At 70.6% G+C, this 24421-nt stretch carries 20 protein-coding genes; 15 read left to right on the forward strand and 5 right to left on the reverse strand.

Annotation, left to right across the window (positions count from 1 at the left end; genetic code table 11):
- The first annotated feature begins 57 nt into the window (after nt 1-57).
- Complete coding sequence (locus ASD35_RS12930) at nt 58-2346, forward strand: carbohydrate binding family 9 domain-containing protein (protein ID WP_056875344.1); 2289 nt, start codon at nt 58-60, stop codon at nt 2344-2346.
- Between the two features lie 201 nt (nt 2347-2547).
- On the opposite strand, the gene ASD35_RS12935 is transcribed toward ASD35_RS12930, so the two are convergent.
- A complete protein-coding gene (locus ASD35_RS12935; RefSeq protein WP_056875345.1) occupies nt 2548-3093 on the reverse strand; it encodes an RNA-binding protein in 546 nt (181 codons plus the stop codon).
- 221 nt (nt 3094-3314) lie between these two features.
- Between ASD35_RS12935 and ASD35_RS12940 the strand changes: the two genes are divergently transcribed.
- Together ASD35_RS12940 and ASD35_RS12945 are read left to right on the forward strand one after the other, a co-directional pair.
- Complete coding sequence (locus ASD35_RS12940) at nt 3315-4214, forward strand: hypothetical protein (protein WP_157275528.1); 900 nt, start codon at nt 3315-3317, stop codon at nt 4212-4214.
- Nucleotides 4211-4984: a helical backbone metal receptor gene (locus tag ASD35_RS12945; protein ID WP_056875347.1), complete on the forward strand. Its 774-nt coding sequence runs from the start codon at nt 4211-4213 to the stop codon at nt 4982-4984. Before ASD35_RS12940 ends, ASD35_RS12945 begins: the two co-directional genes overlap by 4 nt.
- Here ASD35_RS12945 and ASD35_RS12950 read toward each other — a convergent pair.
- Nucleotides 4968-6284, reverse strand: coding sequence for a reverse transcriptase family protein (locus ASD35_RS12950; protein ID WP_056875348.1), 1317 nt, complete (start codon nt 6282-6284; stop codon nt 4968-4970). The genes ASD35_RS12945 and ASD35_RS12950 overlap by 17 nt on opposite strands.
- Before the next feature lie 210 nt (nt 6285-6494).
- Here ASD35_RS12950 and ASD35_RS12955 point away from each other — a divergent pair, with 210 nt between their 5' ends.
- The 12 genes from ASD35_RS12955 (at nt 6495) to ASD35_RS13010 (ending at nt 18313) form a co-directional block, all read left to right on the forward strand.
- Nucleotides 6495-7136: a MarC family protein gene (locus ASD35_RS12955; RefSeq protein WP_056875349.1), complete on the forward strand. Its 642-nt coding sequence runs from the start codon at nt 6495-6497 to the stop codon at nt 7134-7136.
- A 2-nt stretch (nt 7137-7138) separates the two neighbouring features.
- Nucleotides 7139-8161, forward strand: coding sequence for a nitronate monooxygenase family protein (locus tag ASD35_RS12960; RefSeq protein ID WP_056875350.1), 1023 nt, complete (start codon nt 7139-7141; stop codon nt 8159-8161).
- Nucleotides 8149-8820, forward strand: coding sequence for a two-component system response regulator CreB (creB, locus tag ASD35_RS12965; RefSeq protein ID WP_056875439.1), 672 nt, complete (start codon nt 8149-8151; stop codon nt 8818-8820). Before ASD35_RS12960 ends, creB begins: the two co-directional genes overlap by 13 nt.
- A 27-nt stretch (nt 8821-8847) precedes the next feature.
- A complete protein-coding gene (gene creC, locus ASD35_RS12970; RefSeq protein ID WP_056875351.1) occupies nt 8848-10269 on the forward strand; it encodes a two-component system sensor histidine kinase CreC in 1422 nt (473 codons plus the stop codon).
- 59 nt (nt 10270-10328) lie between these two features.
- Nucleotides 10329-11702 carry a cell envelope integrity protein CreD gene (gene creD, locus ASD35_RS12975; protein ID WP_056875352.1) on the forward strand — a complete coding sequence of 458 codons (1374 nt, stop codon included), beginning with the start codon at nt 10329-10331 and terminating at the stop codon, nt 11700-11702.
- A gap of 49 nt (nt 11703-11751) precedes the next feature.
- Nucleotides 11752-13401: a GMC family oxidoreductase gene (locus ASD35_RS12980; RefSeq protein ID WP_056875353.1), complete on the forward strand. Its 1650-nt coding sequence runs from the start codon at nt 11752-11754 to the stop codon at nt 13399-13401.
- A gap of 205 nt (nt 13402-13606) precedes the next feature.
- The gene (locus ASD35_RS12985; RefSeq protein ID WP_056875354.1) at nt 13607-14470 is read left to right on the forward strand and encodes a hypothetical protein; all 864 of its coding nucleotides are present in this window, start codon (nt 13607-13609) and stop codon (nt 14468-14470) included.
- 77 nt (nt 14471-14547) lie between these two features.
- Entirely contained in the window at nt 14548-14799 is a 252-nt protein-coding gene (locus tag ASD35_RS12990; RefSeq protein ID WP_056875440.1) for a type II toxin-antitoxin system Phd/YefM family antitoxin, read from the forward strand.
- 37 nt (nt 14800-14836) lie between these two features.
- The gene (locus ASD35_RS12995) at nt 14837-15151 is read left to right on the forward strand and encodes a type II toxin-antitoxin system RelE/ParE family toxin (protein WP_056875441.1); all 315 of its coding nucleotides are present in this window, start codon (nt 14837-14839) and stop codon (nt 15149-15151) included.
- Nucleotides 15152-15253: 102 nt separating this feature from the next.
- Nucleotides 15254-17164 carry a radical SAM protein gene (locus ASD35_RS13000; protein WP_056875442.1) on the forward strand — a complete coding sequence of 637 codons (1911 nt, stop codon included), beginning with the start codon at nt 15254-15256 and terminating at the stop codon, nt 17162-17164.
- Nucleotides 17164-17499 carry an antibiotic biosynthesis monooxygenase gene (locus ASD35_RS13005; RefSeq protein ID WP_056875355.1) on the forward strand — a complete coding sequence of 112 codons (336 nt, stop codon included), beginning with the start codon at nt 17164-17166 and terminating at the stop codon, nt 17497-17499. Before ASD35_RS13000 ends, ASD35_RS13005 begins: the two co-directional genes overlap by 1 nt.
- A 46-nt stretch (nt 17500-17545) precedes the next feature.
- Nucleotides 17546-18313: a ParA family protein gene (locus ASD35_RS13010; RefSeq protein ID WP_056875356.1), complete on the forward strand. Its 768-nt coding sequence runs from the start codon at nt 17546-17548 to the stop codon at nt 18311-18313.
- Here the strand turns inward: ASD35_RS13010 and ASD35_RS13015 are convergent.
- From ASD35_RS13015 to ASD35_RS13025, 3 genes are all read right to left on the reverse strand, one after another.
- On the reverse strand, nt 18310-21141 hold the full coding sequence (locus ASD35_RS13015) for a pitrilysin family protein (protein ID WP_056875357.1): 2832 nt from the start codon (nt 21139-21141) through the stop codon (nt 18310-18312). The genes ASD35_RS13010 and ASD35_RS13015 overlap by 4 nt on opposite strands.
- 70 nt (nt 21142-21211) lie before the next feature.
- On the reverse strand, nt 21212-22219 hold the full coding sequence (locus tag ASD35_RS13020; RefSeq protein WP_056875358.1) for an AEC family transporter: 1008 nt from the start codon (nt 22217-22219) through the stop codon (nt 21212-21214).
- Nucleotides 22220-22457: 238 nt separating this feature from the next.
- A complete protein-coding gene (locus ASD35_RS13025; protein WP_157275529.1) occupies nt 22458-24323 on the reverse strand; it encodes an ATP-binding protein in 1866 nt (621 codons plus the stop codon).
- Nucleotides 24324-24421: the final 98 nt, after the last annotated feature.

Raw genomic sequence — 24421 nt, forward strand, 5'->3', positions numbered from 1 at the left:
AGCCCACCTGATTCCCGCGGCCGCCCGATGGCGGTCGATCCCGGACGACCTTCATCCATGACCTCCCGCCTTCTCGGCCTGGGCCTGCTCGCCCTGGCCCTGCCCGCCTGGCCATCCAACGGCCCTGCCCATCCCACCGCACTGCGCCTGGATGCCGGCGCGGCCCCGCCCCTGATCGACGGCCGCCTCGGCGACGCGGCCTGGCAACGCGCGCCGGTGTACGAGCGCTTCGCGCAGTTCCTGCCTATCGACAAGCAGCCCGCTCGCTGGCGCACCACCGTGCAGGTGCTCGTCACCGATGACGCCCTCGTCTTCGGCATCCGCGCCTGGGACGCCGAGCCCGGCCGCATCCGCGCGCCGCTGGCCCGCCGCGACCAGGTTAAGGCCGACCAGGACTACGTGGCCGTCTTCATCGATCCGGTCGGCCACAGACGCACCGCGCAGTACGTGCGGGTGAGCCCCGCCGGCGCCCTCGAGGACGGCCAGTTCTCCGCCGAGGAGGACAGCGAAGACACGGCGCCCGACTTCGACGTCGAAGCGGCAGCGATGCGGCTGCCGGACGGCTACAGCATCGAGCTGCGCTGGCCGCTGGCGGCCCTGCGCTTTCCGCATGCCGGGGGTGCGCCATGGCGCGTCATGGTCGCGCGCAACATCCCACGCGAGGACCGTACGCTCAACGTCAGCGCGCCGGCATTGACCAAGGACGCGCTGAGCTTCATCGCCGAGCTGCAGCCGCTGGACGGCCTCGATGACCTGGTCGAGCAGGTGCGCGAACGCAGCTTCATCACGTTCCGCCCCGAGTTGACACTGCGCACGACTCGCGACAGCGACGAGGCCGGCACGCGCCGCGCCCGCAAGGCGTCGCTGGGCGCCGAGTTCAAGTGGCGGCCGCGCGCCGACTGGGTGATCGACGCGACGCTGAACCCCGACTTCTCGCAGGTCGAACTCGATGCGCCGCAGCTGGCCGGCAACACGCGCTTCGCGCTCAGCGTGCCTGAGAAGCGCGGCTTCTTCCTGGAGAGCGCCGACGTCGTCGGCCCGACCCAGCCCGACGAATCGGGCGAGAACCGCAGCCTGGCCGCCTTCTACACGCGCGCCATCACCGACCCCGAACACGGCCTGCGCGCGACCTGGCGCGGCGCCGGTGCCGAGGCGACCGCGCTGAGCCTGCGCGATGCCGGCGGCGGCCAGGTCCTGCGGGCCGGTGCCTTCGCGACGGGCAGCGGCCTGCAACCTGAAGGTTCGCAAGCGAGCTTCGCGCGGGGCCGCATGCAGTTCGGCGGGCTCGGGCTGGCCGGCCTGGTGTCGCTGCGCGACTTCGGCGAGGGCTTGTCGACCGAGGTCGTCGGCAGCGACGGCGTCTGGCGCGCCGGCGACAGCGACCAGTGGCGCGGCCACCTGCTGCTGTCACGCACGACGCTGGGCATCGCCGCCGACGGCCAGGTGCAGCGTGTCGGCCGCGAGCGCGGCCACCGCGCTTGGCTGGGCTGGCGCCACCGCGACGGCGACTGGGTGGCCAACGTCAACGTCGAGGAGGTCAGCCCGCGCTTTGCCAACGACAACGGCTTCGTCAACCAGAGCGGCATCCGCCGCGCCTCGGCCATGGGCTACCTGCGCCTGGGGCCGCGCGAATTGCTCGTGGACATGCACGAGAGCGAGGTCCAGCTGACGGTGCAGGAGACGCGCACGCTGGCCGACCCGCTGCTCGGCGTCGCGGGCGGGCAGGTCGTGGACCGGCTCTTCCAGCCCGGCTTCTGGTTCGCCGCGGCGCGCAACACCGGCGTCTGGGGGCATGTCGGGCTGGACAGCCACCGCGCGAAGAGCGGCGGCCGGCTGCACGCGACGCGCACGCTGCTGCTGGGCTTCGAGTCCAACCCCGGTGAGCTGCTGAGCTTTCTGATGGGCGAGGTCGAATGGGGCCGGCGCCTGGATGTCGACGCCGACCGCGTCGGCCTGGGCTTGCAGGCCGAGTTGCAGGCCAAGCTGCGCGCGCCGTTGCCGGCGGGCCTGTGGCTGGAGTTCGAGCAGCGCCTGGGCCTTGGCTGGGTCGAGGGGCCCAACGGCCAACGCGCCTTCACGGACCGCAGCGCGCAGAGCCTTGCCGTGTTGCACCTGAGCCCGCGGGATTCACTGCGGATGATCAGCCAGCACACCCATTTCACGCGCCGCGAGGATGCCAGCGTCGCTCTTGCTGCCGAGGACGGCCGCGACCGCCAGCTGTCGGTGATGTTCCAGCACCGTGTCGGCTTGTCGCGCCTCTTCAGCATCGGCCTGACCCGCGCCAGCGAACGCCCCGGCCAGGTCCGCCGTCGCGAACTGTTCGCCAAGTTGGCGCTGGGGTACTGAGGCCCTTCGGGCGGGCCAGCTTGGCGAACTGAAGGCGGGCACAAGCGGTCTGTGCGGACTGTTTGTCCTCGTCGCGGAAGGCCATGGACTTCTGCCCATGGCAGGCCGGCTCAGCAGCGTCGCATGGGGCGCCATGGCCGCGCCCCAAAAAGCACAAGGCGCCCGCAGGCGCCTTGTTCATTCATGCTGGGTCAGCAGGGCTTAGTAGCCACCACCGCCGTAGCCGCCACCGCCGCCGGAGCGACCGCCGCCGCCGTAGCCGCCACCGCCGGAGCGGCCACCGCCGCCACCGCCGTAGCCACCGCCGCCGCCGCCGTAGCCGCCGCCACCGCCGGAACGGCCACCGCCGCCGCCGCCGTAGCCGCCACCACCGCCGGAACGGCCACCACCGCCGCCGCCGTAGCCACCACCACCGCCGTAGCCGCCACCGCTGCTACCGCCGCCGAAGCCGCCGCCGCCGGAACGGCCACCGCCGCCGCCGAAGCCGCCCGGGCGCTCTTCACGAGGACGCGCCTCGTTGACGACGATGGCGCGGCCTTCGAGGGCCTGGCCATTCATGCCGTTGATCGCGGCTTGCGCCTCGGCATCGGAGCCCATTTCGACGAAGCCGAAACCTTTGGAACGGCCCGTTTCACGATCCATCATGACCTTTGCGGAGGTCACGGTACCGAACTGACCGAACGCTTCTTGCAGCGATTCGTCACGCACGCTGTAGGCCAGATTGCCCACGTAAAGCTTGTTTCCCATGGGGAAGCCCTTCTCTTCTCAAAACCAAAAAACCATGTGGAGCTTCAACCCATCGTGAACCATTCAAGCGAAGGTGCGGCGTCCAGACACAGGCAAATCATTATGGTGGCGAGGTCAAGGAATACGAGACGCCCCTCCCGTAAGTGTTGTTTTTACGAGCTAGCACAAACCCTGGCGGTGCGAAGCCTTCACCGCACCGTCATCGCTACCATCGCCGCCCGATGACGCCTCCCTTGATTTCCGCCCTCGCCCGCGTGCTCGCCAGCATCGACGCGCCACGCAACCTGCGCGCCCTCTACGCGCTGCTGGCCAGCTTCTGCATGACCGGCCTGCTGCTGGCGATGGCGCGCTCGGCGTTGGGGCGTGACGAGGGCTTCATCAGCGCGCTGTGGCTGGGCCTGGGCCTGGCTGTCGCCTTTTTTGGCGTCAACGCCACCGGCCTGATGTTGATGGACCAGGCCTGCGGTCGACGCGTTAGGGATCCGCAGGACGCGCTGTCCCAAGCGCTGCGCAGCGCCCATCGGGTGCTGCTGGCCCTGCTGGCCTGCGTGGCGCTCGCGGCCGTGGCGGTGCTCGCGCTGGCCGCCCTGCTGTGGGCAACGCACCTGCCGCTGGTCGGCGCGCCGCTGCTGGCCGTGGTGCTGCCGGCCGGCGTGCTGATGCTGGGCGGCATCGCGTTCGTGCTCGTCATCCTGGTGGGGCCGTTGGCAGGGCCGGCGGTCTGGGCCGGCCTGCGCAGCCGCGAGGTGCTGGCCTTTCTGCGCCACCGCCTGCGTCACGGCCTGCCCGAGACGGCGCTGTTGATGGCGGCCGTCTACCTGATGGTGGCGCTGGCGACGGCCGCCGTCAGCTTCGTCGTCGTCAGCGGCAGCCAGCTGCTGGCCGGGCTGGCCATCCTGGGCGCGGGGGTCGAGCTGCCGGCGCGCGAGCTGCTGGCCGGCGTCACGGGCCTGGGGCCGCGCGGCATGGGCGCCAGCGGCGTGCCGCTGCAGGGCGGCAACCTGGGCCTCGCGGCGCTGATTGGCGGCGGCGTCGTGTTCGCGCTGGCGCTGGTGTTGCCGACACTGGTTTGGCTGCGCGGCTGCTGCGCGGTGTACCTGGCGCTGACCGAGCCGGCATGAGCCCGCCGCGCATCGCTTCGCTCGTGCCCAGCGCGACGGAGACGCTGGTGGCCCTCGGCCTGGGGCCTTGCCTGGTCGCCCGCACCGGTTTCTGCATCCACCCCGCCGAAGCGGTCGCCGCCGTGCCCAAGGTGGGCGGCACCAAGGACGTGAACCTCGAGAAGCTGAAGAAGCTCGCCCCGACCCATGTGGTCGTCAACGTGGACGAGAACCGGCGCGAGACGGCCGAGGCGCTGCGGGACTTCGTGCCCCAGGTCATCGTTACGCATCCGAGCCGGCCGGAGGACAACCTGGCGCTGTTCGAGCAGCTGCGCGCCGCCTTTGCCGGCCAGCCCGGCGTCAATGAGCGGGCGGCCGCGCTGTCGGCCGAGTTCACGGCAGCGCTGGCCCGCTGCCGCGTACAGCGGTGGCTAGGCGAGCAGGTGCTGTACCTGATCTGGCGCGAGCCATGGATGACGGTAGCGTGCGACACCTACATCTCGACACTGCTGGCCGAGGTGGGTTGGCGCACTTGGCCCGACGTGCAGGGCGGCGAGCAGGGCGCCGGCCGCTATCCGGCACTGGACGGCAACGAGCCCTGGCTGCGTGGCATCGACCGCGTGCTGCTCAGCTCCGAGCCCTACCGCTTCGGTTCAGCGCACATCGCCGAGGCGCAGGCGCTGTGCCCGCAGGCGCGCGTGCAGCTGGTGGACGGCGAGCTGTTGAGCTGGTGGGGCGCGCGCGGCGCGGCCGGGCTGGACTACCTGCGCGGGCTCAGCCAGGCCACGTGATGCGATCGAGCAGCGCCTTGAGTTTTTCGGCCTTGCCGGGATTGAGCTGGGTCGCCCAGGCCACGCGGCCTTGCAGGTGGCGACGAAAGTCGGCATGCCCGTCGCGGTTCTGTCCGGCCGGGCCGTCGACGACACAGCGGTGCAGCACGGCCTTGAGCCGGTCGAACTCGTCGCGCGGCAGGTTGGGCCGGTCGTTGACGACGATGCCGCACACCGACTGGCGCTGCGCGATGCCGAGGCTGCGCGTCTTGCGCGGGTTGACGACAAAGCCCTCGTCCTCGGCGATCGCGGCGACCCAGGCGCCCACGCTGCGAACCGGCAGCGCCGCGGGGCCGGAGATGACGAGGTCGTCCGCATAGCGGCTGTAGCGCGCGCCGAAGCGCTCGGCCAGGCCCGTCAGGCGGGCGTCCAGCGCGAAGGCGCAGAGGTTGGCGACGGCCGGGGAGGTCGGCGCGCCCTGCGGCAGGTGCGGGTCGCGCAGGCGCTGGCGTTGCAGCCAGCCCAGCCGCGGCTCGGCACGCAGCCAGGCCTCCGGCGTGGCGGTCGTGCACAGCGCCGTCAGCGCACGGGCCACGGCGGTCGAGTAGCCCAGCGTCTTGAACAGCGCATGCACGCGCGCGGCGCGCACGGTCGAGAAGAAGTCGCCCAGGTCGAAGCGCAGGACCCGGCCCTGGCCGACATGCCGGGCCGCATGCTGCACGACCGAGCGGCCGCGCGCGTAGCCGAAGGCAGCGTCGTGCGGCGGCAGGCCGTTCAGCAGTTGGGCCAGCAGGCGGCGCTGCACCGCGCGCAGGTGCGGCTCGGGCACCTCCAGCAGCCGCCAGCCGGCGCCCTCGCCTCGCTTGGGGATCAGCGCCTGGCGGTAATGCTGCTGCGCCAGCGGCCGGCAGCGCTGCCAGTCGGTGGGCAGCGTCAGCCGCCACAGGCCCGCCGGCGTCATGCCCAGGCCGCGCGCCAGGGCACCGACGGTGGGCCAGTCCGGGCGCTCCAGGCCGGCAGGCGCCGGTGCCGGCGCGTCAGGCGCGCGCAGCAGCCAGCGGCGCGCCTCGGGCCGGGCCGCGCTGAACCAGGCCTCGGCAAAACCGTCGTGCGCGTCGACGCGCCGGGCCAGCGTCGCCACGTCCAGACGCCGCCAGACCTCGCCCGGCACGCGCGCCATCGCCTCGGCCAGCGCGGCCAGCCAGGGCGGGCGTGCATCCAGGCAGGCGGCCATGCGCGCCGCCAGGCCGCCCGCCTCGTGCGGACCGGCGAGCATCGCGCGGGCCAGCGCCCGGGCGGTCGTGGTGCGGGCAGCGTCCACCCTGTTCGTCTCCCTGATGACAAGGTGCGGCGCGCTGCCCGAGCGACGGGTGATGCGTGAGCTGCCTGGCGCTTTGCGCCACCGGGCTCGCGCCCTGCCGGACGAGAGATTCAAGACCCCCGGGGGTGCCCCGGAGTGCCCGCCCGTGAAGGCTGGCAAAGACCTCGGGCAGCGGCCGCGCGGCGATGGTAGCCGCCACAATCACCCGCCATGGACATCTACAAGCCCCTCGTCGCGCTGCTGGCCATCGTGAATCCGGTCGGCGTGGTGCCCTTCTTCATCCACTTCACGTCCGCGTTCTCGCGCGCGCAGCGGCGCCGCACCATCCTCGTCAGCGCCTGCACGGCCGGCATCGTCATCGCGCTCAGCGCCCTGTTCGGCCTGAAGATCATCGAGTTCTTCGGCATCTCGCTGGCCAGCTTCCAGGTCGGCGGCGGCTGCCTGCTGCTGATCAGCTCGCTGCAGATGCTCAACGCCAAGCCAGCCGAGGCCCGTCCGCAGGACGTGAGCGACGGCGACAACAAGGTGGACGCTGGCGCCAGCATCGCCGTCGTGCCGCTGACCATCCCGCTGCTGACTGGGCCGGCGACGATCTCGACGATGGTCATCTACGCGGACAAGACCCGGCACTGGTGGGAGCTGGCCATCCTGTGCGGCTACGGCGTCGTCGTCGCGCTGGTGACCTTCATCGCCTTCTCGGCCTCCAGCAAGATCGCACGGGTGCTGGGGCAGACCGGCATCAACATCATGACGCGGCTGATGGGCCTGATCCTCGCGGCGCTGGCGGTGGAACTGCTGGCCGACGGGCTGATCAAGCTCTTCCCGGTGCTGGCCGCGCGAACCGTGGGGTGAACATGCTCTTCGACCTGCCTCCGATCTGGATGGCGCCGATGGCCGGCGAGGCCGCCAGCGCCGCGCTCGTGGCCGCCGTCAGTGCGGGTGGCGGCTTCGGCCAGCTGGGCGCGGCCTACCTGAGCCCCGAGCGCATCGCCGAGACAGCCGCCGACATCCGTGCGCACACCGACCGGCCCTTCGGCATCAACCTGTTCTGCCCGCAGGCCTGGCTGCGCGACGACGAGGCGCTGGACGGCTACCTCGCCCGCCTGGCCGTCTGGCATGCCGAGCTGGGCCTGCCGGCGCCGCTGCGCCCGGAGCGCTACGAGGAGGATTTCGAGGCCCAGCTCGAAGCCACGATCGCGGCCCGGCCTGCCGTCATCAGCTTCGCCATGGGCGACCCGGGCGTGGCGCGGGTGGCGGCGTTGAAGGCCCAGGGCTTCAAGGTGGTGGGCACGGCCACGCAGGTGTCCGAAGGCCGCATGCTGCAGGCCAGCGGCGTCGACGCCGTCGTGGCCCAGGGCTATGAGGCCGGCGGACATCGCGGCGGTTTCCTGGGCAGCCCGGAAGGCGCGCTGATCGGCACGTTGGCCCTGGTGCCGCAGCTGGTCGACGCGCTCGACATCCCGGTCATCGCCGCCGGTGGCATTGCGGACGCGCGCGGCGTCGCGGCGGCGCGGGCGCTGGGGGCCAGCGCGGCGACCGTCGGCACGGCCTTCCTGCTTGTCGACGAATGCCCGTTGTCGCCGGCCTACCGCGCGGCGCTGCTGGCAGCGAGTGATGCCGACTCGACGTTGACGCGCGCGTTCTCCGGCCGCTTCGCGCGCGGCGTGGCCAACCGCGTCACGCGCGAGCTGGACGGCGTGGCACTGCCCGCCTTCCCGCAGCCGAACGCGGCCAGCCGGCCCATGCGCCAGGCGGCCGCCAAGGCCGGGCAGGCGGACTTCATCAGCCTGTGGGCCGGCCAGGCGCTGCCGCTGAACCGCGCGCCGGGCTCGGCGGCCGCGCTGGTGGCGGCACTTCACAAGGGCTGGCGCGCTTGAGCCTGCTGCTGCTGGAAGACGACCCGGCCATCGCCGACACCGTCGTGTTCGCGCTGCAGCGCGAGGGCTTCACGGTCGAGCACCGCGCCTGGCTGGCCGAGGCGCGCGAGCGGCTGCGCGAAACGCCCGCGCCCGAGCTGCTCATCCTGGACATCGGCCTGCCCGACGGCCATGGCCTGGACCTGTGCCGCGAGCTGCGCGCCGGGCCGCTGAAGGCCTTGCCCGTCATCGTGCTGAGCGCCCGCAGCGAGGAGATGGACCGCGTGCTGGGCCTGGAGCTGGGCGCGGACGACTACCTCGCCAAGCCCTTCAGCCCGCGCGAGCTGGTGGCCCGCGTGCGCGCGCTGCTGCGCCGCGCCCAGGCGGCACCGGCCGTGGCGGCGGGCTTCGTCGTCGACGGCGCGCGCGTGCGGCTGGACGGCGTGCTGCTCAACCTCACCAAGCTGGAGCTAGGCCTGCTGCTCAAGCTGCTGCAGGCGCCGCAGCGCATCCACTCCCGCGAGGTGCTGCTGGACGCCGTCTGGGGCACGAGCGCCGACAGCGGCGACCGCACGGTAGACACCCACATCAAGACGCTGCGCGCCAAGCTGCGCGAGGCGGCACCGACGCGCGATCCCATCAAGACGCATCGGGGCATGGGCTACTCGCTGGAGCCATGACGAAGCACTTCGCCTGGAGGTCCTGACATGCGCCTGGGCCTGCGCGTCTTCTTCGGCTTCTTCCTGATCGCCGGCCTCAGCGCCGTGCTGCTGCTGAAGGTCTTCCTGGCCGAGGTGAAGCCCAGCGTGCGCGAGGTCATGGAAGACCTGATGGTGGAGGCCGCCCACCTGCTGGCCGAGACCGCCGCGGACGAGATGGATGGCGACGGCCTCAAGCCCGGCAGCCGGCTCGGCGCGCAGCTGCAGCGCTACGCGAAGCGCGAGGTCGACGTGGCGATCTGGGGGGTGCGCAAGCAGAGCCTGGACCTGCGCCTGTACGTGACCGATGCGCGTGGCCGTGTCGTGCTGGACTCCGGCCAGCCGTCGGCCGTGGGCCAGGACTATTCGCAGTGGAACGACGTCGCCCGCACGCTGCGCGGCGACTATGGCGCGCGCTCGACGCGCTACGCGGCCGACGACCGCAGCACCATCCTCGTCGTCGCGGCGCCCATCTTGAAGGAGGGCCGCGTGCTGGGCGTCGTCAGCGTCGCCAAGCCGGTGGCCAGCGTGCAGCGCTTCATCGACCGCGCCGAACGCCGCGTGTTCTGGGCCGGCGCCGCGCTGCTGGCGGCCAGCCTCGTCGTCGGCGTGGCGGTGACGCTGTGGCTGGTCGCCTCGGTGCGGCGGCTGCGCCGCTATGCCCAGCAGGCGCAGGCCGGCCAGGCGATTGCGCCGCCGGCGATGCCGGGCGAGCTGGGCGACCTGGCGAACGCGATGGACGACATGCGCCGCCGGCTGGAGGGTCGCGAGCAGCTGGAGCACGACGTGCGGGCGCTGACGCATGAGCTCAAGAGCCCGCTGGCCGCGCTGCGCGCCAGCGGCGAGCTGCTGCAGGACGAGCTGCCCGCCGCGGACCGCCAGCGCTTTGCCGCGCAGGTGCTGGACCAGACCGCCCGGCTGCAGACGCTGGTGGAGCGCGTGCTGGCGCTGTCGCAGCTGGAGGCGCAGGTGGGCCTGGGCGAGCGGCAACGCCTGGCGCTGGCGGACTGGACCGACGCCCAGCTGGAGCACCAGGCGCCGCGGCTGGCGCGCAAGGGCCTCGGCGTCGTGTGGACGGCGCGCGACGCGGTGACGGTCGACGCCGATGCCGCACTGCTGGAGCTGGCCTTCGGCAACTTGCTCGTCAACGCCATCGACTTCGCGCCCGCCGGCTCGACGCTCGAACTCGCCGTCAGCACGACGCCGACGAGCGTGCGCCTGGCGCTGCGCGACCACGGCCCCGGCGTGCCGGCGGTGGCCTTCCAGCAGCTGGGCAAGCGCTTCTTCTCGACGGCGCGGCCGGGCAGCCTCGTCAAGGGCTCGGGCCTGGGCCTGGCGATTGCGCGGCGCGTGGCCGAGCTGCATGGCGGGCGGCTGGCGTTCGAGGCGGCGGCGCCAGGGTTGAAGGTGACGCTCATCCTGCCGCTCTGACTTCACGCTCGCTTCACGCACTTCGTCATGCGCTCACCACCGCTGGCGATGCTGGCGGCATGAACAAAGCCCTCCTCATCAAGCTGGCCATCCTGGCCGTCATCTCCGTCCTCATCTGCATCGTCCTCGCTCAGATCGGTGGGCTGGTGTACGAGCGCCAGCAACGTCAACGCGAGGCGACGCAAAGCGTCGAGCAATCGCTGGCCGGTCCCCAGGCGCTGGCAGGGCCGGCGCTGGTGCGCGCCTGCAAGGAAACCTGGACCTACATCTCGGACAAGAAGGAAATCACCGACTCGCGCGACTTCTGGCTGACGGCCACACCCTCGCAACTGCAGATCAATGGCGGTCTCAGCCCCGAAGAACGGCGACGTGGCCTCTTCAAGGTCAATACCTATGCTGCCCAGCTCAACATCGATGCGCGCTGGGACACGTTGGCCAGCCTGACGCCCAAGGCCGAGCACGCCAACGGTCGGCTCAGCTGCGACGACCCGGTTGTCGTCGCCGCGCTCAGCGACGCGCGCGGCATCCGCACCGCAGAGCTCAAGCGAGATGGTGTTGTGCTGGCGGTCTCTCCGGGCACACCGCATCCGTCGCTGCGTGGCAGCCTGCACGCCCGGCTGCCGGAACAGCGCCTGGACCAGCCGCTGACCGTGACGCTGAAACTCAACCTCGTCGGCAGCCAGCGTTTCGGTGTCGTGCCAGCCGCCGGCAGCACGCAGGTCACGCTGCAATCCAGCTGGCGACATCCCAGCTTCACGGGTCAATTCCTACCCATCGAGCACCAGATCGGCGTCAGCGGCTTCACGGCGCGCTGGGCCGTCTCGTCGCTGGCCAGCTCGGCGGCAGCCGATCTCGTGTCGGGCGGCGCGCTGCCCGACCTGTCGGAACGTTTCTCTCCCTACCGGATCGATGCACCTCAAGCGACGCCGAATCGCAAGGGTCTCGACGTCCTCGCCGTCGAACTCATCGACCCCGTGAACCCCTACGTCATGAGCGACCGCGCCATCAAGTACGGCCTGATGTTCATCGCGCTCACCTTCGTCACCGTCGGCCTGACCGAACTGCTGACGGGCCGGCGCGTCCACCCGGTGCAGTACCTGCTCGTGGGCCTGGCGCTGAGCCTGTTCTTCCTGCTGCTGCTGAGCCTGTCGGAGCACCTGCCCTTCCTGGTGGCCTACCTGATCGCGGCCGGCGCGGCGGCCGCGGTGCTGACGCAATACGCCGCGGCCATGCTGGGCGGCTGGCTGCGCGGCCTGGCGTTCGGCGGCGGCATCGCGCTGTTGTATGGCGCGCTCTACGTGCTGCTGAGCCGCGAGCAGACGGCCCTCGTCATCGGCGCGGTGCTGCTGTTCGCGGTGCTGGCGGCGGTCATGACGCTGACGCGCAAATTGGACTGGTACGGCATGGGCAGCGCCGTGCCGAAAGGGGAGTGAATTACGCTAGAGCTTGCTGCGCGCCGCGCAGCGCCCTGCACTGTCTTCAATGTCCGCACAAGGTTTCGACTACATCATCGTGGGCGCCGGCACCGCCGGCTGCCTGCTGGCCAACCGGCTCAGCGCCAACCCGCAAAAGCGTGTGCTGCTCATCGAGGCCGGCGGCAAGGACGACTACCACTGGATCCACATCCCCGTCGGCTATCTCCACTGCATCGGCAACCCGCGCACCGACTGGTGTTTCAGCACCGAGGCCGAACCGGGCCTGAACGGCCGCAGCCTGCGCTACCCGCGCGGCAAGGTGCTGGGGGGCAGCTCCAGCATCAACGGCATGATCTACATGCGGGGCCAGAGCCGCGACTACGAGCACTGGGCCGACGTGACCGGTGACGACACCTGGCGCTGGGAGCGCGTGCTGCGCGCCTTCCGCCGCCACGAGAACCACTGGCGGCTGGACAAGCCCGATACCGCGCCGGAGGGATTTGCCGAGATGCACGGCCACAAGGGCGAATGGCGCGTGGAGCAGCAACGGTTGCGCTGGCCCATCCTCGATGCCTTCGCCGCGGCGGCGCAGCAGGCCGGCATCCCGGCCACCAGCGACTTCAACGCCGGCAACAACGAGGGCGTGGGCTATTTCGAGGTCAACCAGAAGAAGGGCCTGCGCTGGAACGCGGCCAAGGCCTTCCTGCGGCCCACGACCTTCGGCCGGCCCAACTTCGAGCTGTGGACCGGCGCGCAGGTGCGCAAGCTGCGCCTGATGCGCGACGACAACGGCCTGCGTTGCGGCGGCGTGGAGGTGCAGACGCCGCATGGCATCGAGCAGCCGTGGCTCAACGTCGGCGGCGAGGTCATCCTCGCGGCGGGTGCCATCGGCTCGCCGCAGATCCTGCAGCTCTCGGGCCTGGGGCCGGCGGAACTGCTGCAGGGGCTGGGCATCAACGTCGAGCAGAACCTGCGCGGCGTCGGCGCCAACCTGCAAGACCATCTGCAGGTGCGCGCCGTCTACAAGGTGCAGGGCGCCAGGACGCTGAACCTGCGCTCCGCCTCGCTGCTGGGCAAGGCCATGATCGGCCTGGAGTACGCGCTGCGCCGCAGCGGCCCGATGAGCATGGCGCCGAGCCAGCTGGGCGCCTTCACGCGCAGCAGCCCGGAGAAGGTCTGGCCCGACCTGGAATACCACGTGCAGCCGCTGTCGCTGGACGCCTTCGGCGAGCCGCTGCACGGCTTCGACGCCTTCACGGCCAGCGTCTGCAACCTGAACCCGACCAGCCGCGGCAGCGTCGGCATCACCTCGGCCGACCCGCTGGCCGCGCCGTCCATCCGGCCCAACTACCTGTCCACCGAGGCCGACCGCCAGGTCGCGGCCGAGAGCCTCAAGCTGACGCGGCGCATCGTGGCCCAGCCGGCGCTGGCGGGCTTCAGGCCCGAGGAGTACCGGCCCGGGCCGCAGTACCAGACCGACGAGGACCTTGCCCGCCTGGCCGGTGACATCGCCACGACCATCTTCCACCCCGTCGGCACCTGCCGCATGGGCCGCAAGGACGACCCCGATGCGGTGGTCGATTCGCGGCTGCGCGTGCGCGGCGTGGTGGGCCTGCGCGTGGCCGATGCCAGCGTGATGCCGACGATCACGAGCGGCAACACGAACTCGCCGACATTGATGATTGCAGAGAAGCTGGCGGGGTGGATCACCGGCTGACGCCAGTCGGACGACCGGCACTGGGAGGGACGCGGGGGCCATGTTTTCGAGCGCAAAGCCGAGACTGAATCCGCCATGGCAGTCATGCTTGGCGGCCCGCCTCGCCGTATCTCTAGCTTGGGCGGTCTGCTGCGCCCTCGGCTTTGGCCTGCCGCCCTGGCAAGCAGCCCGTGCCGAACCTGCAGCGCCGCCCGCCAAGCCCCGCATGGAGTTCCGCTACTGGGACTGGGGCGCCACCCCGAAGCGCGACGACTACCAGTTCGCGCTGCTGACGCTGGCGCTGGACAAGACCACCAAGGACTACGGGCCCTACCAGCTCACCCGCGTGGTGAAGAGCTACTCCACCTCCCGGCTGCGGCGCGAGATCAACCGCGGCGATGTCGTGAACGTGCACGCCGGGCCCTGGCGGCCGCTGGAGACCAGCGACGACAAGTTGCCGGAGCGCAGCCTGCGCGTCAACGTGCCCATCTTCAAGGACTTGCTCGGCTACCGGAAGCTGCTGATCCGCCGCGACGACCTCGACCGGTTCAAGCGCATCGTGCAAGCGGACGACCTCAAGGAACTCGTCGTCGGGCAGGCCAACGGCTGGGTGGACGTCGAGATCTACCGGCACAACGGCTACCGCGTCAACGACATCGCCAACCCGGCCACGCTGTTGGACATGCTGGCCAAGAAGCGCATCGACTACATCCCCATCAGCCTGATGGACGTCGACACCATCCTGGCGAGCCGCCCCGAACTGGCCGAGCAGCTGATGCTGCTGCCCGACATCACGATCTACTTCCCGCTGCCGGTCATCTTCTACGTCACCATCCACGAGCCACGGATGGCGGAGCGGCTGGAGGCGGGGCTGAACCTGGCCCGGCAGGACGGCTCGTTGGAGCGCTTGTTCAAGAGCAGTTTCGCGCACGAGCTGGAACTCCTGCGCAACGGTACGCACAAGCGTTTCACGCTGACAAATCCCTTCGTTCCCCGGGAACTGGTGGAAGAGAAGAAGCCGCTTGAAGCCGCTGAGGGCGGTGCACATGCTGCGAGTTCGGCCAAAGGACGCTGGCAGGTAGGGCGTTGAGAGCGGCCAATGCGCCCGCCAATTTGACCGTTCAATACAATTAGATCTATATTTGGCGCCAATTTTGGAGCCAAATGATGGAAGCCATTCTTGCCGAAATCGCGGTCAGCATGTCCGAGTTCAAGAAGAACCCGGCTGCCGTGCTGCGAGAGGCCAACCACCGCCCGGTCGCGGTGCTCAACCACAATCGGGCGGCCTTTTACATGATTGAGCCGCGCCTGTTCGAGGCCATGATGGACGAACTGGCCGACCAGGAGCTGTACCGCAAGGCCGCCAGCCGCTTGGCCGACAAGGCGCGCGCCGTCGAGGTGGACATTGACGACCTCTGAGGGCGGCAAGGCGAAGCACAAGTACGCGCTTCGTTTCATGCCCGAGGCGCTGGAGGAATGGCACCGGCTCGATGGGTCAGTCAAGGCGCCGCTGAAGAAGCTGCTCGCCAAGCGCCTGGACAACCCGCGCGTGCCGGGCGGTGAACTGCATGGGCCGCTGGCCGGTTGCTACAAGATCAAGCTGCGACATCAAGGCGTGCGGCTGGTTTACTCGGTCGAGGACGACCATCTGATCGTGACCGTCATTGCCGTCGACAAGCGGGAGGACGGGGCGGTGTATGAAACGTCGCTGGCGCGTGTGTCGAAGGCCGCGGCGAAGGCGCAGGCGAGGCGGGACAAGCTGAAGGGGTAGGCGGCGGCAACACGAATTTGCCGACGTTGATGTTTCGGAGAAGTTCGCTCGAGGGTAGGCACGTGAGCAGTTCTACGAATGCCCTACCGCGACAATTCCGGCATGTCTCCAGCGTCCCCCCGCGTGCTTGCCGTCATCCCCCCGATGACGCAGCTGAACACGCCCTACCCGTCCACCGCCTACCTGACCGGCTTCCTGCGCTCGCGAGGCATCGACGCGCAGCAGGTGGACTTGGCGCTCGCGCTGGTTCTGGAGTTGTTCGCGCCCGCCGGTCTCGCGCAGATCCGCAGCACCGTCCAGGCCCTGCCTGAGCTCCAGCGCACAGCCCAGACCGCCTGGTTCGCCGCCGAATTCGGCACCATCGCCGCCGTCACGCCGCGCGTCATCGCCTTCCTGCAGGGCCGTGACCCGACGGTGGCGCATCGCATCAACACGCGCGCCTTCCTCCCCGAGGGCGCGCGCTTCGCGTCGCTGGACGCCTATGTCGACGAGGACGGCGGCGACCCGCTGGCCTGGGCCTTCGGCGCTTTGGGCCTGCAGGACCGCGCGCGGCACCTGGCGACGCTGTTCCTGAACGACCTCGCCGACGTGCTGCGCGATGCGGTGGACGCGCGCTTCGAGTTCGTCCGCTACGCCGAGTCGCTGGCCGCGGCGCAGGCGCATTTCGACCCGCTGGCCGACGCGCTCGCCGCGCCGCCCAACCTCGTCGACACGACGCTGCAGCGGCTCACGCTGGCGGCGCTGGAGCAGCATGCCCCCGACGTCGTGCTGCTGTCCGTGCCCTTCCCCGGCTCCGTCTACGCGGCCTTGCGCATCGCGCAGACGATCAAGGCCGCGCGGCCGGATGTCGTCACCGTCCTGGGCGGCGGCTACGTCAACACCGAGCTGCGCGAACTGGCCGAGCCGCGCCTGTTCGACTTCGTCGACTACGCGACGCTGGACGCCGGCGAACGGCCATTGCTGGCGCTGCTGGAGCACGTGGCGGGCAAGCGATCGAAGCAACGCCTCGTGCGCACCTTCTGGCGCGACGAAGGCCAGGTCAGGTACACCAACTTCGTCGAACCCGACATCCCCTTCGACGACGTCGGCACGCCGACCTGGGACGGGTTGCCGCTGGACCGCTACCTGTCGCTGCTGGACATGCTCAACCCTATGAACCGGCTGTGGAGCGACGGGCGCTGGAACAAGCTGACGGTGGCGCATGGCTGCTACTGGAAGAAATGCAGCTTCTGCGACGTGAGCCTGGACTACATCTCGCGCTACGAGGCCGCCTCGGCCGAGGTGCTGGTGGACCGCATCGAGGCCATCGTCAGGGAGACGGGTCAGACGGGCTTCCACTTCGTCGACGAGGCCGCGCCGCCCAAGGCGCTCAAGGCCCTCGCGGAGGAGCTGCTGCGTCGCAACGTCGCCATCAGCTGGTGGGGCAACATCCGCTTCGAGAAGACCTTTACGCCCGAGCTGTGCCAGCTGCTGGCCGACAGCGGCTGCATCGCGATCTCCGGCGGGCTGGAGGTCGCTTCAGACCGGCTGCTGCAGCTGATGAAGAAGGGCGTCAGCGTCGAGCAGGTGGCGCGCGTGACCAAGGCGTTCGCCGACGCGGGCGTGCTGGTGCATGCCTACCTGATGTACGGCTTCCCGACGCAGACGACGCAGGACACCGTGGACGCGCTGGAGTACGTGCGCCAGCTGTTCGAGAACGGCTGCATCCACAGCGGCTTCTTCCACCGCTTTGCCTGCACGGTGCACTCGCCCGTGGGCATGAACCCGGCGGAGTACGGCGTCACGCTGCAGCCGCTGCCCGCGGACGGCCGCTTCGCCAGGAACGACATCGCCTTCATCGACCCCACGCCCACCGACCACGACGGCCTGGGCCAGGGGCTGAAGAAGGGCCTCTACAACTTCATGCACGGCATCGGCATCGACAGCGACATCCGCAGCTGGTTCCCGGTGCGCGTGCCCAAGACCACCGTGCCGCGACGCTTCGTCGAACGCGCGCTCGCCACCCCACGCTGATGTTCACGTCCACCTTCACCTTCGCCAAGGGCGAGTACGACGCCGAGTTCTTCGCGCTCGACGAGCGCATCGCCCGGATCGCCCGCGCCATCCCCGGCTATCGCGGCGAAGAGGCGTGGGAGAACCCCGCCACCGGGCTGATCTCCAACGTCTACTACTGGGACTCGATGGACGCCCTGCAGCAGCTGATGAACCACCCATCGCACCGCGAGGCCAAGACGGCCCAGGCGCGCTGGCTGAAGGGCTACCAGGTCGTCATCGCCCAGGTGGTGCGCAGCTACGGCGACGGCGGCATCGCCCACCCGCTGAATCCCCAGAACGCAGTGCCCGACTGACTTTTGTGCAGTGCACAATCGTCGCATCCAAGCGGAGGTGCGGGCGATGCGGCGAGTCGTGTTCAACCAGAAGGGTGGCGTGGGCAAGTCCACGATCACGAGCAACCTCGCGGCGATCGCCGCGTCGCAGGGCAGGAGCGTGCTGGTCATCGACCTGGACTGCCAGGGCAACACGACGCGCTACCTGCTGGGCGAGGCCGCCGATGACGAGCGCACCGGCTCGGCGGAGTTCTTCGCGCAGACGCTGAAGTTCAGCGTGCGCGAGCACGACAACAGCGAGTTCATCAGCGAGACGCCGTGGCAGAACCTGCACCTGATGGCCGCCAGCCCCGAGCTGGACGAGCTGCACGGCAAGCTGGAGAGCCGCTACAAGATCTACAAGCTGCGTGAGGCCTTGCAGCGGCTGGACGGCCATTACGACGAGATCTGGATCGACACGCCGCCGGCGCTGAACTTCTACACGCGCTCGGCGTTGATCGCGGCGCAGGGCTGCCTGATCCCGTTCGACTGCGACGACTTTTCGCGCCGGGCGCTCTACGGGCTGCTGGAGGCCGTCGATGAGATCCGCGCCGACCACGCGCCGGAGCTGCGCGTCGAGGGCATCGTCGTCAACCAGTTCCAGGCCCGCGCCTCGCTGCCGCAGCGCACCGTGCAGGAGCTGCTGGACGAGGGCCTGCCGGTGCTGCAGCCCTACCTGTCCAGCAGCGTGAAGGTCAAGGAATCGCACGAGCTGAGCCGGCCCATGATCCACCTCGACCCGCGCCACAAGCTGACGCAGGAGTTCATCGCGCTGTACGAATCGCTGGGCAGTTAGGGCGCAGGCTTCCCCTCGGCGTCCCGCACCTCGACCTTGCGGCCGATGGCTTCCAGCTGCGGCTGCACCTTGGCCTTGTCGCCCACGGCCACGACGATGAGCTGGGCCGGGTCAAGATGCTGCCGGGCCGCCCGCAGCGCGCTGGCTGCGGTGACCGCGCCGTACTTGGCGGGCAGGTCGGTGACGGCGCTCAGCGGCCGGCCCACGGCCCAGTTGCCGGCATAGCCGCCGACGACGGCGACGTTGGTGTCGAACTGGCCCGGCAGCGACAGCAGCTGGGCGTTGCGCACGCGGCTCAGCTCGGCCGCGGTCATGGGCTTGGCGCGCATGCCCTCGATCTCCTTCCACATGTCGACGAGCGCCGCGCCGGTCACATCGGTGCGCACGCTGCCCCGGATGCCGAACTGGCCGCGCTCGCGGCCCATCGTGTAGCCGGAGAACATGCCGTAGGTGTAGCCCTTGACCTCGCGCAGCTGGTTGTTGATGCGTGACGTGAACAGGCCGCCCAGCGCCGCGTTCATGACCCCGATGTCGGCCGCGTCCGGGGCCGCCGCGAACGGGCCGGGGGCGACGACGGCCAGCGCCGTCTGCGGCGCGCCCGGCTTGTCGACCAGCACCGTGCGGGCAGCGATGGGCCCGGCCGGCGGCAGCGGCGCGGCGGGGGCGGCGTCGCCCACGGGCTTCCAGCGGCCGAACAGCGGCTCCACCAGCGCACGCAGCTCGGCCTCGCCGAGGTCACCGGCCACGACGAGTGCCGCACGCTCCGGGCGGTAGTGCCCTTGCCAGAAGGCGCGCAGCGCGGCGGCGTCGGTGGCCTTGATGCTGGCTTCGGTGCCCAGCGCGTTGGCGCCCAGGGGGTGTCCCTCCCCATAGGTCACGCGGTTGCCTATGGCATTGGCCAGCAGCGGCGCCTGCTCGCGCGCCTGGGCCAGCGCGGCCAGGCGCTGGGCCTGCAGGCGCTCGATCTCGGGCGCGGCGAAGGCCGGGTTGAGTGCCACATCGGCCAGCAGGGCCAGGCCTTGCCCGGCCACCGCCTTGAGGCCGGAGAACTCGACGCGCGCCTCCTCGCCGCCGGCCTGGGTTGTCAGCGTGGCGCCCAGTGCCGCGGCGGCTTCGGCAATCTGCTGGGCGCTGCGGGTCGTCGTGCCCTCGGGCAGCATGGCCGCGGTGAAGCCCGCGAGGCCCGGCTTGTCGGCGGGGTTGGCGCCCTGGCCGGCACGCACGACGAGGCTGGCGCTGACCAGCGGCAGCCCGGCCTTCTGCGAGTGGATGACCGTCAACCCGTTGGCGAGCTGGAAGCTTTGGGCCGCAGGCAGCGACAGCGTGCCGGCCTTGGCCGCGCCGGGCGGCTTGTTGCGCCAGGGCTCCGGCGCGTTCAAGGACTCGCGTTCGCCCTTGGCCGCCTTCGTCGGCATGGGCGGCGTGGCCACCTCGGCCGCCAGCACCTGCTCGCCCGGCTTGGCTTGCACGACGACGCGGGCATCCCGCTTCAACCATCGAGCCACCGTGGCGCTGACGGCGACCGGCGTCGTCTGGCGGTAGCGCGCCAGGTCCCTGCCGACGAAATCGGGGTCGCCGGCCATCTGGTTGTAGTGGTTGACGAGGTCGGCCAGCATGCCCACCTTCTCCATGTGCTGCAGCAGCTGGGTCTCGATGACGGCCCGCGCCTGCGCCAGCTCAGCCTCGGTGGGCGGCGTCGTGGCCAGCTTGGCGACCTCTGCATCGACGAGGGCCTCGATCTCATCGAGCGAGGCGCCGGGCCGCGCGACGATCTCGATGTCGAAGACCGAGCTCAGCGACTGCGATTGCTGGCTGACCTGCACGCTCTGCGCCAGTTGCCGGTCGCGCACCAGCAGGCCGTACAGCCGGCTGGCCTTGCCGCCGCCCAGCACATGGGCGGCGACGTCCAGCTCGGCGTCGCCGGCCGCGAACATCGGCGGCGTGTGCCAGGCCAGGTTCAGGCGCGACAGCTCGATGCGGTCGGTCACGACCAGGCGGCGCTCCTTCGTGATCACCGGCATGGCGACCTTGACCTCGGGCGGCTTCGGGCCGGCCTTGAGCGTGCCGAAGTACTTCGTCACCAGCGCCTTGGCCTGCTTGGGATCGAAATCACCGGCCAGCACCAGCGTGGCGTTGTTGGGCCGGTAGTAGGTGCGGGCGAAAGCCTTCACGTCCTTGAGCTGGATGCCCTGGATGTCGGCATGCGAGCCGATGACCACCGCGCGGTAGGGGTGGCCTGCCGGGTAGAGCGCCTGGTACATCGCCTCCTCGACGATGCCGTAGGGCTGGTTCTCGGTGCTCTGGCGGCGCTCGTTGCGCACCACGTCCTGCTGGTTGGCCAGCGCCACCGAATCGACCTCGTCGATCATCCAGCCGAGCATGTCGGCCTTCAGCCACAGGCCCAGCGCCAGCTGGTTGGACGGCAGCGTGAAGAAGTAGTTGGTGCGGTCGAAGTTGGTCGAGCCGTTGGCATCGGTGCCGCCAGCGGCATCGACGAACTTGTCGAACTCGCCACGCGGCACGTGGCGGCTGCCGGCGAACATCAGGTGCTCGAACAGGTGGGCGAAACCGGTCTGGCCCGGGGCCTCGTTGCGCGGGCCGGCATGCACCCACAGGTTGAAGGCGACCAGCGGCAGGCGGTGGTCCTCCACCAGGATGACCTCGAAGCCATTGGGCAACGTGAACTTCTCATGGCGCACCGCGAGCCGGCCGGCCTCGGTGCTGACGGCGCCCGGCACGGGCGGCGCCGACCAGACGGGCAGCGCGGCGGACAGCGCGCCGGACAGGGCCAGCAAGGCCACCAGGCGGCGGGGGGCGGGAGCGTTCATGCGGGTCAGTCCTCGAAGAGCGATGCAGGGATTGGGCAGCCGGCGCCGCGCGGCGCAGAAGTGCCGGCAGTCAGGGCGGCGGCTGCCAGGGTGAGATCCACGCCAGCAGCGCCAGCCACAGCGGCGCGGTGGCGACATACAGGCCGGTGGAGACGACGGTCGCGGCCGTCACCTCGGCCTCCAGCGCGCGGTAGCGCTGCGCGAAGATCAGCGCGTTGGAGCCGGTCGGCAGCGCGGCGATCATGACGATGACCGCCAGGGGCATGCCGGTCAGCCCGAGGCCCCAATGCGCGACCGCGAGGACGACGGCCGGCATCAGCAGCAGCTTGGTGGCCACCAACCCGGCCAGGCCGCGCCAGGTGCGCGGCCAGCCGTAGTAGGCCAGCGACATGCCGATCAGCGTCAGGCACAGCGGCACGACCGCCGTGCCCAGGCTTTGCAGCGCCTCGTCGGCGACCGCCGGCAGCGGCAGGTCGGTCGCGTTCCAGGCCAGGCCTGCCAGCACCGGCAGCACGACCGGATGAATGACGGTGTTGCGCACCGTCTGCAGCAGCGTCGCGCCGAGGTTGCCAGAGGCGCGGTCGCGTGCCAGGTCCAGTTCGACAAGGGAGGTCAGCAGCGTCAGGATGCACAGCGCATGCAGGCTGACCACGGCGATGTGGATGGCCAGGCCCTGCTCGCCGAACACGCCCGCCGCCACCGGCAAGCCCACCTGCAGCGTGTTGCCGAAGCCCGCGGTGATGGCCTTGACGCTGGGCACGACGACGTTCTCGCCCGGCTGGCGGCGCCAGCGCTGCCAGGCGTAGAGCAGCGCGATCAGCACCAGCACCGGCGCGAAAAAGGCGCCCAGGAAGGCCCAGGGCAGCGCCGACGTGTCCAGTCGCGCCGTGGTGCGGAACAGCAGGGCCGGCACGAAGATGTAGAAGGCCGCATTGGCCAGCACGCGGGCAGGGTCGCCCGGCTCGCCCGGCTGGCTGCCCGCCTCGCCCCCGCCCAGCCAGCGCATGCGGCCGACCGCCCAGCCGATGGCCACCGCCACCAGGATGGCAAGCAGTTTTGCTGCGATGGCCCAGGTCATCGTGCCCCTCGTCCAATCCCGCTGCGCTGAACGCGCGCGGGCTTGGACGGTCTTGCAGACCGCGCTGCGGGCAGTGCCGCAGCTCTTCGGCAGGCACATGCCGCCCACTGGGCGCCATGTGTCCGGCCGAAGCCCCCGGGGGGACGGCGATGCTTGCCGGTTCGACCGGCAAGCACATCGCCCAACGCGGGCCGGCTTGGGGCGGCCCGGCGCTCGGCCCGCAAATCGACCGGTAGCGTCATGCGAGCGCCACCCGCAGCTCGAACGTGAAGCAACTGCCCTGCCCCGCCGTACTCTGCGCGAGGATCTGGCTGCCCATCATGCGCATCAGCTGCTGGCTGATGGACAGCCCCAGGCCCGTGCCGCCGAGGTGGCGCGAGGCATCCGAGACCTGTTCGAAGGCCTGGAAGAGGCGGGCCTGCTGCGCCGGTGTCATGCCGATGCCGCTGTCCGTCACCTCGAAGCGCAGGCGCACATGCCCCCCATGCGGCGGTTCGACGACCGAGGCCGAGAGGCTGACCGTGCCGCTGTCCGTGAACTTGACCGCGTTGGACAGCAGGTTGAGCAGCACCTGCCGCAGGCGCTGGCCGTCCACGAGCACCCGCGCGGGCAGGCGGGGATCGACATCGATCACGAAGCTCAGGTTCTTCTGCTCGGCGCGCAGCCGCACGCTGTCGCAGGTCATGTCGATGAGCGCGCGCAGGTCGGCCGGCGCGAGCTTGAGCGAGACCTTGCCGGCCTCGATGCTGGCCATGTCCAGCACGTCGTTGATCAGCTCCAGCAGGTGCAGGCCGGAGTCGCGCATCAGCTGCAGGCGCGCCTGCTGCGCCGGCGGCATGGTCGTCTCCATCTGCATCAGCTGCGTGAAGCCGAGGATGGCGTTCAGCGGCGTGCGGAACTCGTGGCTCATCGTCGCAAGGAAGCGGCCCTTCGCGAAATTGGCGCTCTCCGCACGCGTCTTGGCCTCCTGCAGCTCGGCGGTGCGCTCGGCGACGAGTTCTTCCAGGTGGTCGCGGTGCCGCGTCAGTTCGGCCTCGGCCTGGTGGCGCAACGAAATGTCGCTGACCATGCCCTCGATGCGGCGTTGCCCGCCCTCGACATCGACCCAGTGCGCGCTGAGCTCCACCCACAACGGCCGGCCGTTCGCGCCGCGCAGCTGCAGTTGTGCCTGCTGCACCTTGCCCTGCTCGCTCATGATGGCGGACACGCGCTGCAACTCCTCGCGGGCGATGCCGGTGACCTCGCTGAGCCGCCGGCCCACCGGGTTCTGCGCGCCCAGGCCCAGCATCTGCGTGAAGGCGCGGTTCATGCTCAGCACGCGGCCCTGGGCATCGGCCTGGAAGATGCCTTCGGTCGCGTTCTCGAACAGGCTGCGGTAGCGCGCCTCGCTGGCGCGCAGGCCTTCGGAGGTGATCTGCACCTGGTCGGCCGCGCTGCGCAGCTTCAGGCTCATGGCATTGAAGCGCGCGGTCAGCTCGCCGATCTCGTCCTTGCGCTCGACGGTCTCCTGCGCGCCGAGGTCACCGCGTGCCACACGCTGGGCCAGCGCGCCCAGCCGCGCCACGGGCCGGCGCACCAGCCAGTCCACCAGCAGGAAGCTGGCGACGACGATGCCGACGACCATCACGGCCAGCAGCTCGACGACGAACAGCCGGGTGCGGCGGATCTGCTCGTCGACGTGGTCGCGCGTGAAGGTCAGCACCGCCGACGCGACCTGCGCGCCGGGCGCATCCGCCGCGGGCTGGTAGGCGATGGCGAACTGGCGCCGCAGCGGCCCGTGGGTCGGCTGGGTGCGCTCGCGCTTGGCGAGGCCGCCGCGCAGGCCCAGGCCCTGCAGCTCGATGGCATGCACCTCCGGGTCGGCCATGACGGCGTCGAGCAGGTTCTCGATGGCCACATGGTCGAGGTTCCAGATCGGCCCGGCAAAGCCACGCTCGATGAGGCCGGCCATGCGTGCCTCGCGCTGGCCCAGCGCCTGCATCAGCTCGTCTTCCTCGCGCGACGTCCACGTCCAGCCGACCATCAGCACCAGCAGGCTCGCGACCAGCGCAATGCCGGCCGTCAACCGGGCCTGTATGCCCAGCCGCACCGGCGGCCGGTTCACCTCACGACCTCCGGGCCGGTGGCTCTGGGCAGGTGCGGCCGGCCTGGATGCATCGGCGTGTCAGCAGGTGAAAGGAGATTCGGCGTGCCCGAAGGGCG

Origin of the sequence: Pelomonas sp. Root1444, from assembly GCF_001426885.1 — a bacterium.
Lineage (GTDB): Bacteria > Pseudomonadota > Gammaproteobacteria > Burkholderiales > Burkholderiaceae_C > Pelomonas.

Excerpts from the sequence above, each read along its gene's own strand:
- ASD35_RS13020 (WP_056875358.1), bottom strand. The coding sequence starts at position 22,219 with ATGACCTGGGCCATCGCAGCAAAACTGCTTGCCATCCTGGTGGCGGTG.
- ASD35_RS13005 (WP_056875355.1), top strand. The coding sequence starts at position 17,164 with ATGTTCACGTCCACCTTCACCTTCGCCAAGGGCGAGTACGACGCCGAG.
- ASD35_RS12990 (WP_056875440.1), top strand. The coding sequence starts at position 14,548 with ATGGAAGCCATTCTTGCCGAAATCGCGGTCAGCATGTCCGAGTTCAAG.
- ASD35_RS12930 (WP_056875344.1), top strand. The coding sequence starts at position 58 with ATGACCTCCCGCCTTCTCGGCCTGGGCCTGCTCGCCCTGGCCCTGCCC.
- ASD35_RS12940 (WP_157275528.1), top strand. The coding sequence starts at position 3,315 with ATGACGCCTCCCTTGATTTCCGCCCTCGCCCGCGTGCTCGCCAGCATC.
- creC (WP_056875351.1), top strand. The coding sequence starts at position 8,848 with ATGCGCCTGGGCCTGCGCGTCTTCTTCGGCTTCTTCCTGATCGCCGGC.
- ASD35_RS13015 (WP_056875357.1), bottom strand. The coding sequence starts at position 21,141 with ATGAACGCTCCCGCCCCCCGCCGCCTGGTGGCCTTGCTGGCCCTGTCC.
- ASD35_RS12955 (WP_056875349.1), top strand. The coding sequence starts at position 6,495 with ATGGACATCTACAAGCCCCTCGTCGCGCTGCTGGCCATCGTGAATCCG.
- ASD35_RS13000 (WP_056875442.1), top strand. The coding sequence starts at position 15,254 with ATGTCTCCAGCGTCCCCCCGCGTGCTTGCCGTCATCCCCCCGATGACG.
- ASD35_RS12995 (WP_056875441.1), top strand. The coding sequence starts at position 14,837 with ATGCCCGAGGCGCTGGAGGAATGGCACCGGCTCGATGGGTCAGTCAAG.
- ASD35_RS13010 (WP_056875356.1), top strand. The coding sequence starts at position 17,546 with ATGCGGCGAGTCGTGTTCAACCAGAAGGGTGGCGTGGGCAAGTCCACG.
- creD (WP_056875352.1), top strand. The coding sequence starts at position 10,329 with ATGAACAAAGCCCTCCTCATCAAGCTGGCCATCCTGGCCGTCATCTCC.
- ASD35_RS12945 (WP_056875347.1), top strand. The coding sequence starts at position 4,211 with ATGAGCCCGCCGCGCATCGCTTCGCTCGTGCCCAGCGCGACGGAGACG.
- ASD35_RS12980 (WP_056875353.1), top strand. The coding sequence starts at position 11,752 with ATGTCCGCACAAGGTTTCGACTACATCATCGTGGGCGCCGGCACCGCC.
- ASD35_RS12935 (WP_056875345.1), bottom strand. The coding sequence starts at position 3,093 with ATGGGAAACAAGCTTTACGTGGGCAATCTGGCCTACAGCGTGCGTGAC.
- ASD35_RS12960 (WP_056875350.1), top strand. The coding sequence starts at position 7,139 with ATGCTCTTCGACCTGCCTCCGATCTGGATGGCGCCGATGGCCGGCGAG.
- ASD35_RS12985 (WP_056875354.1), top strand. The coding sequence starts at position 13,607 with ATGGAGTTCCGCTACTGGGACTGGGGCGCCACCCCGAAGCGCGACGAC.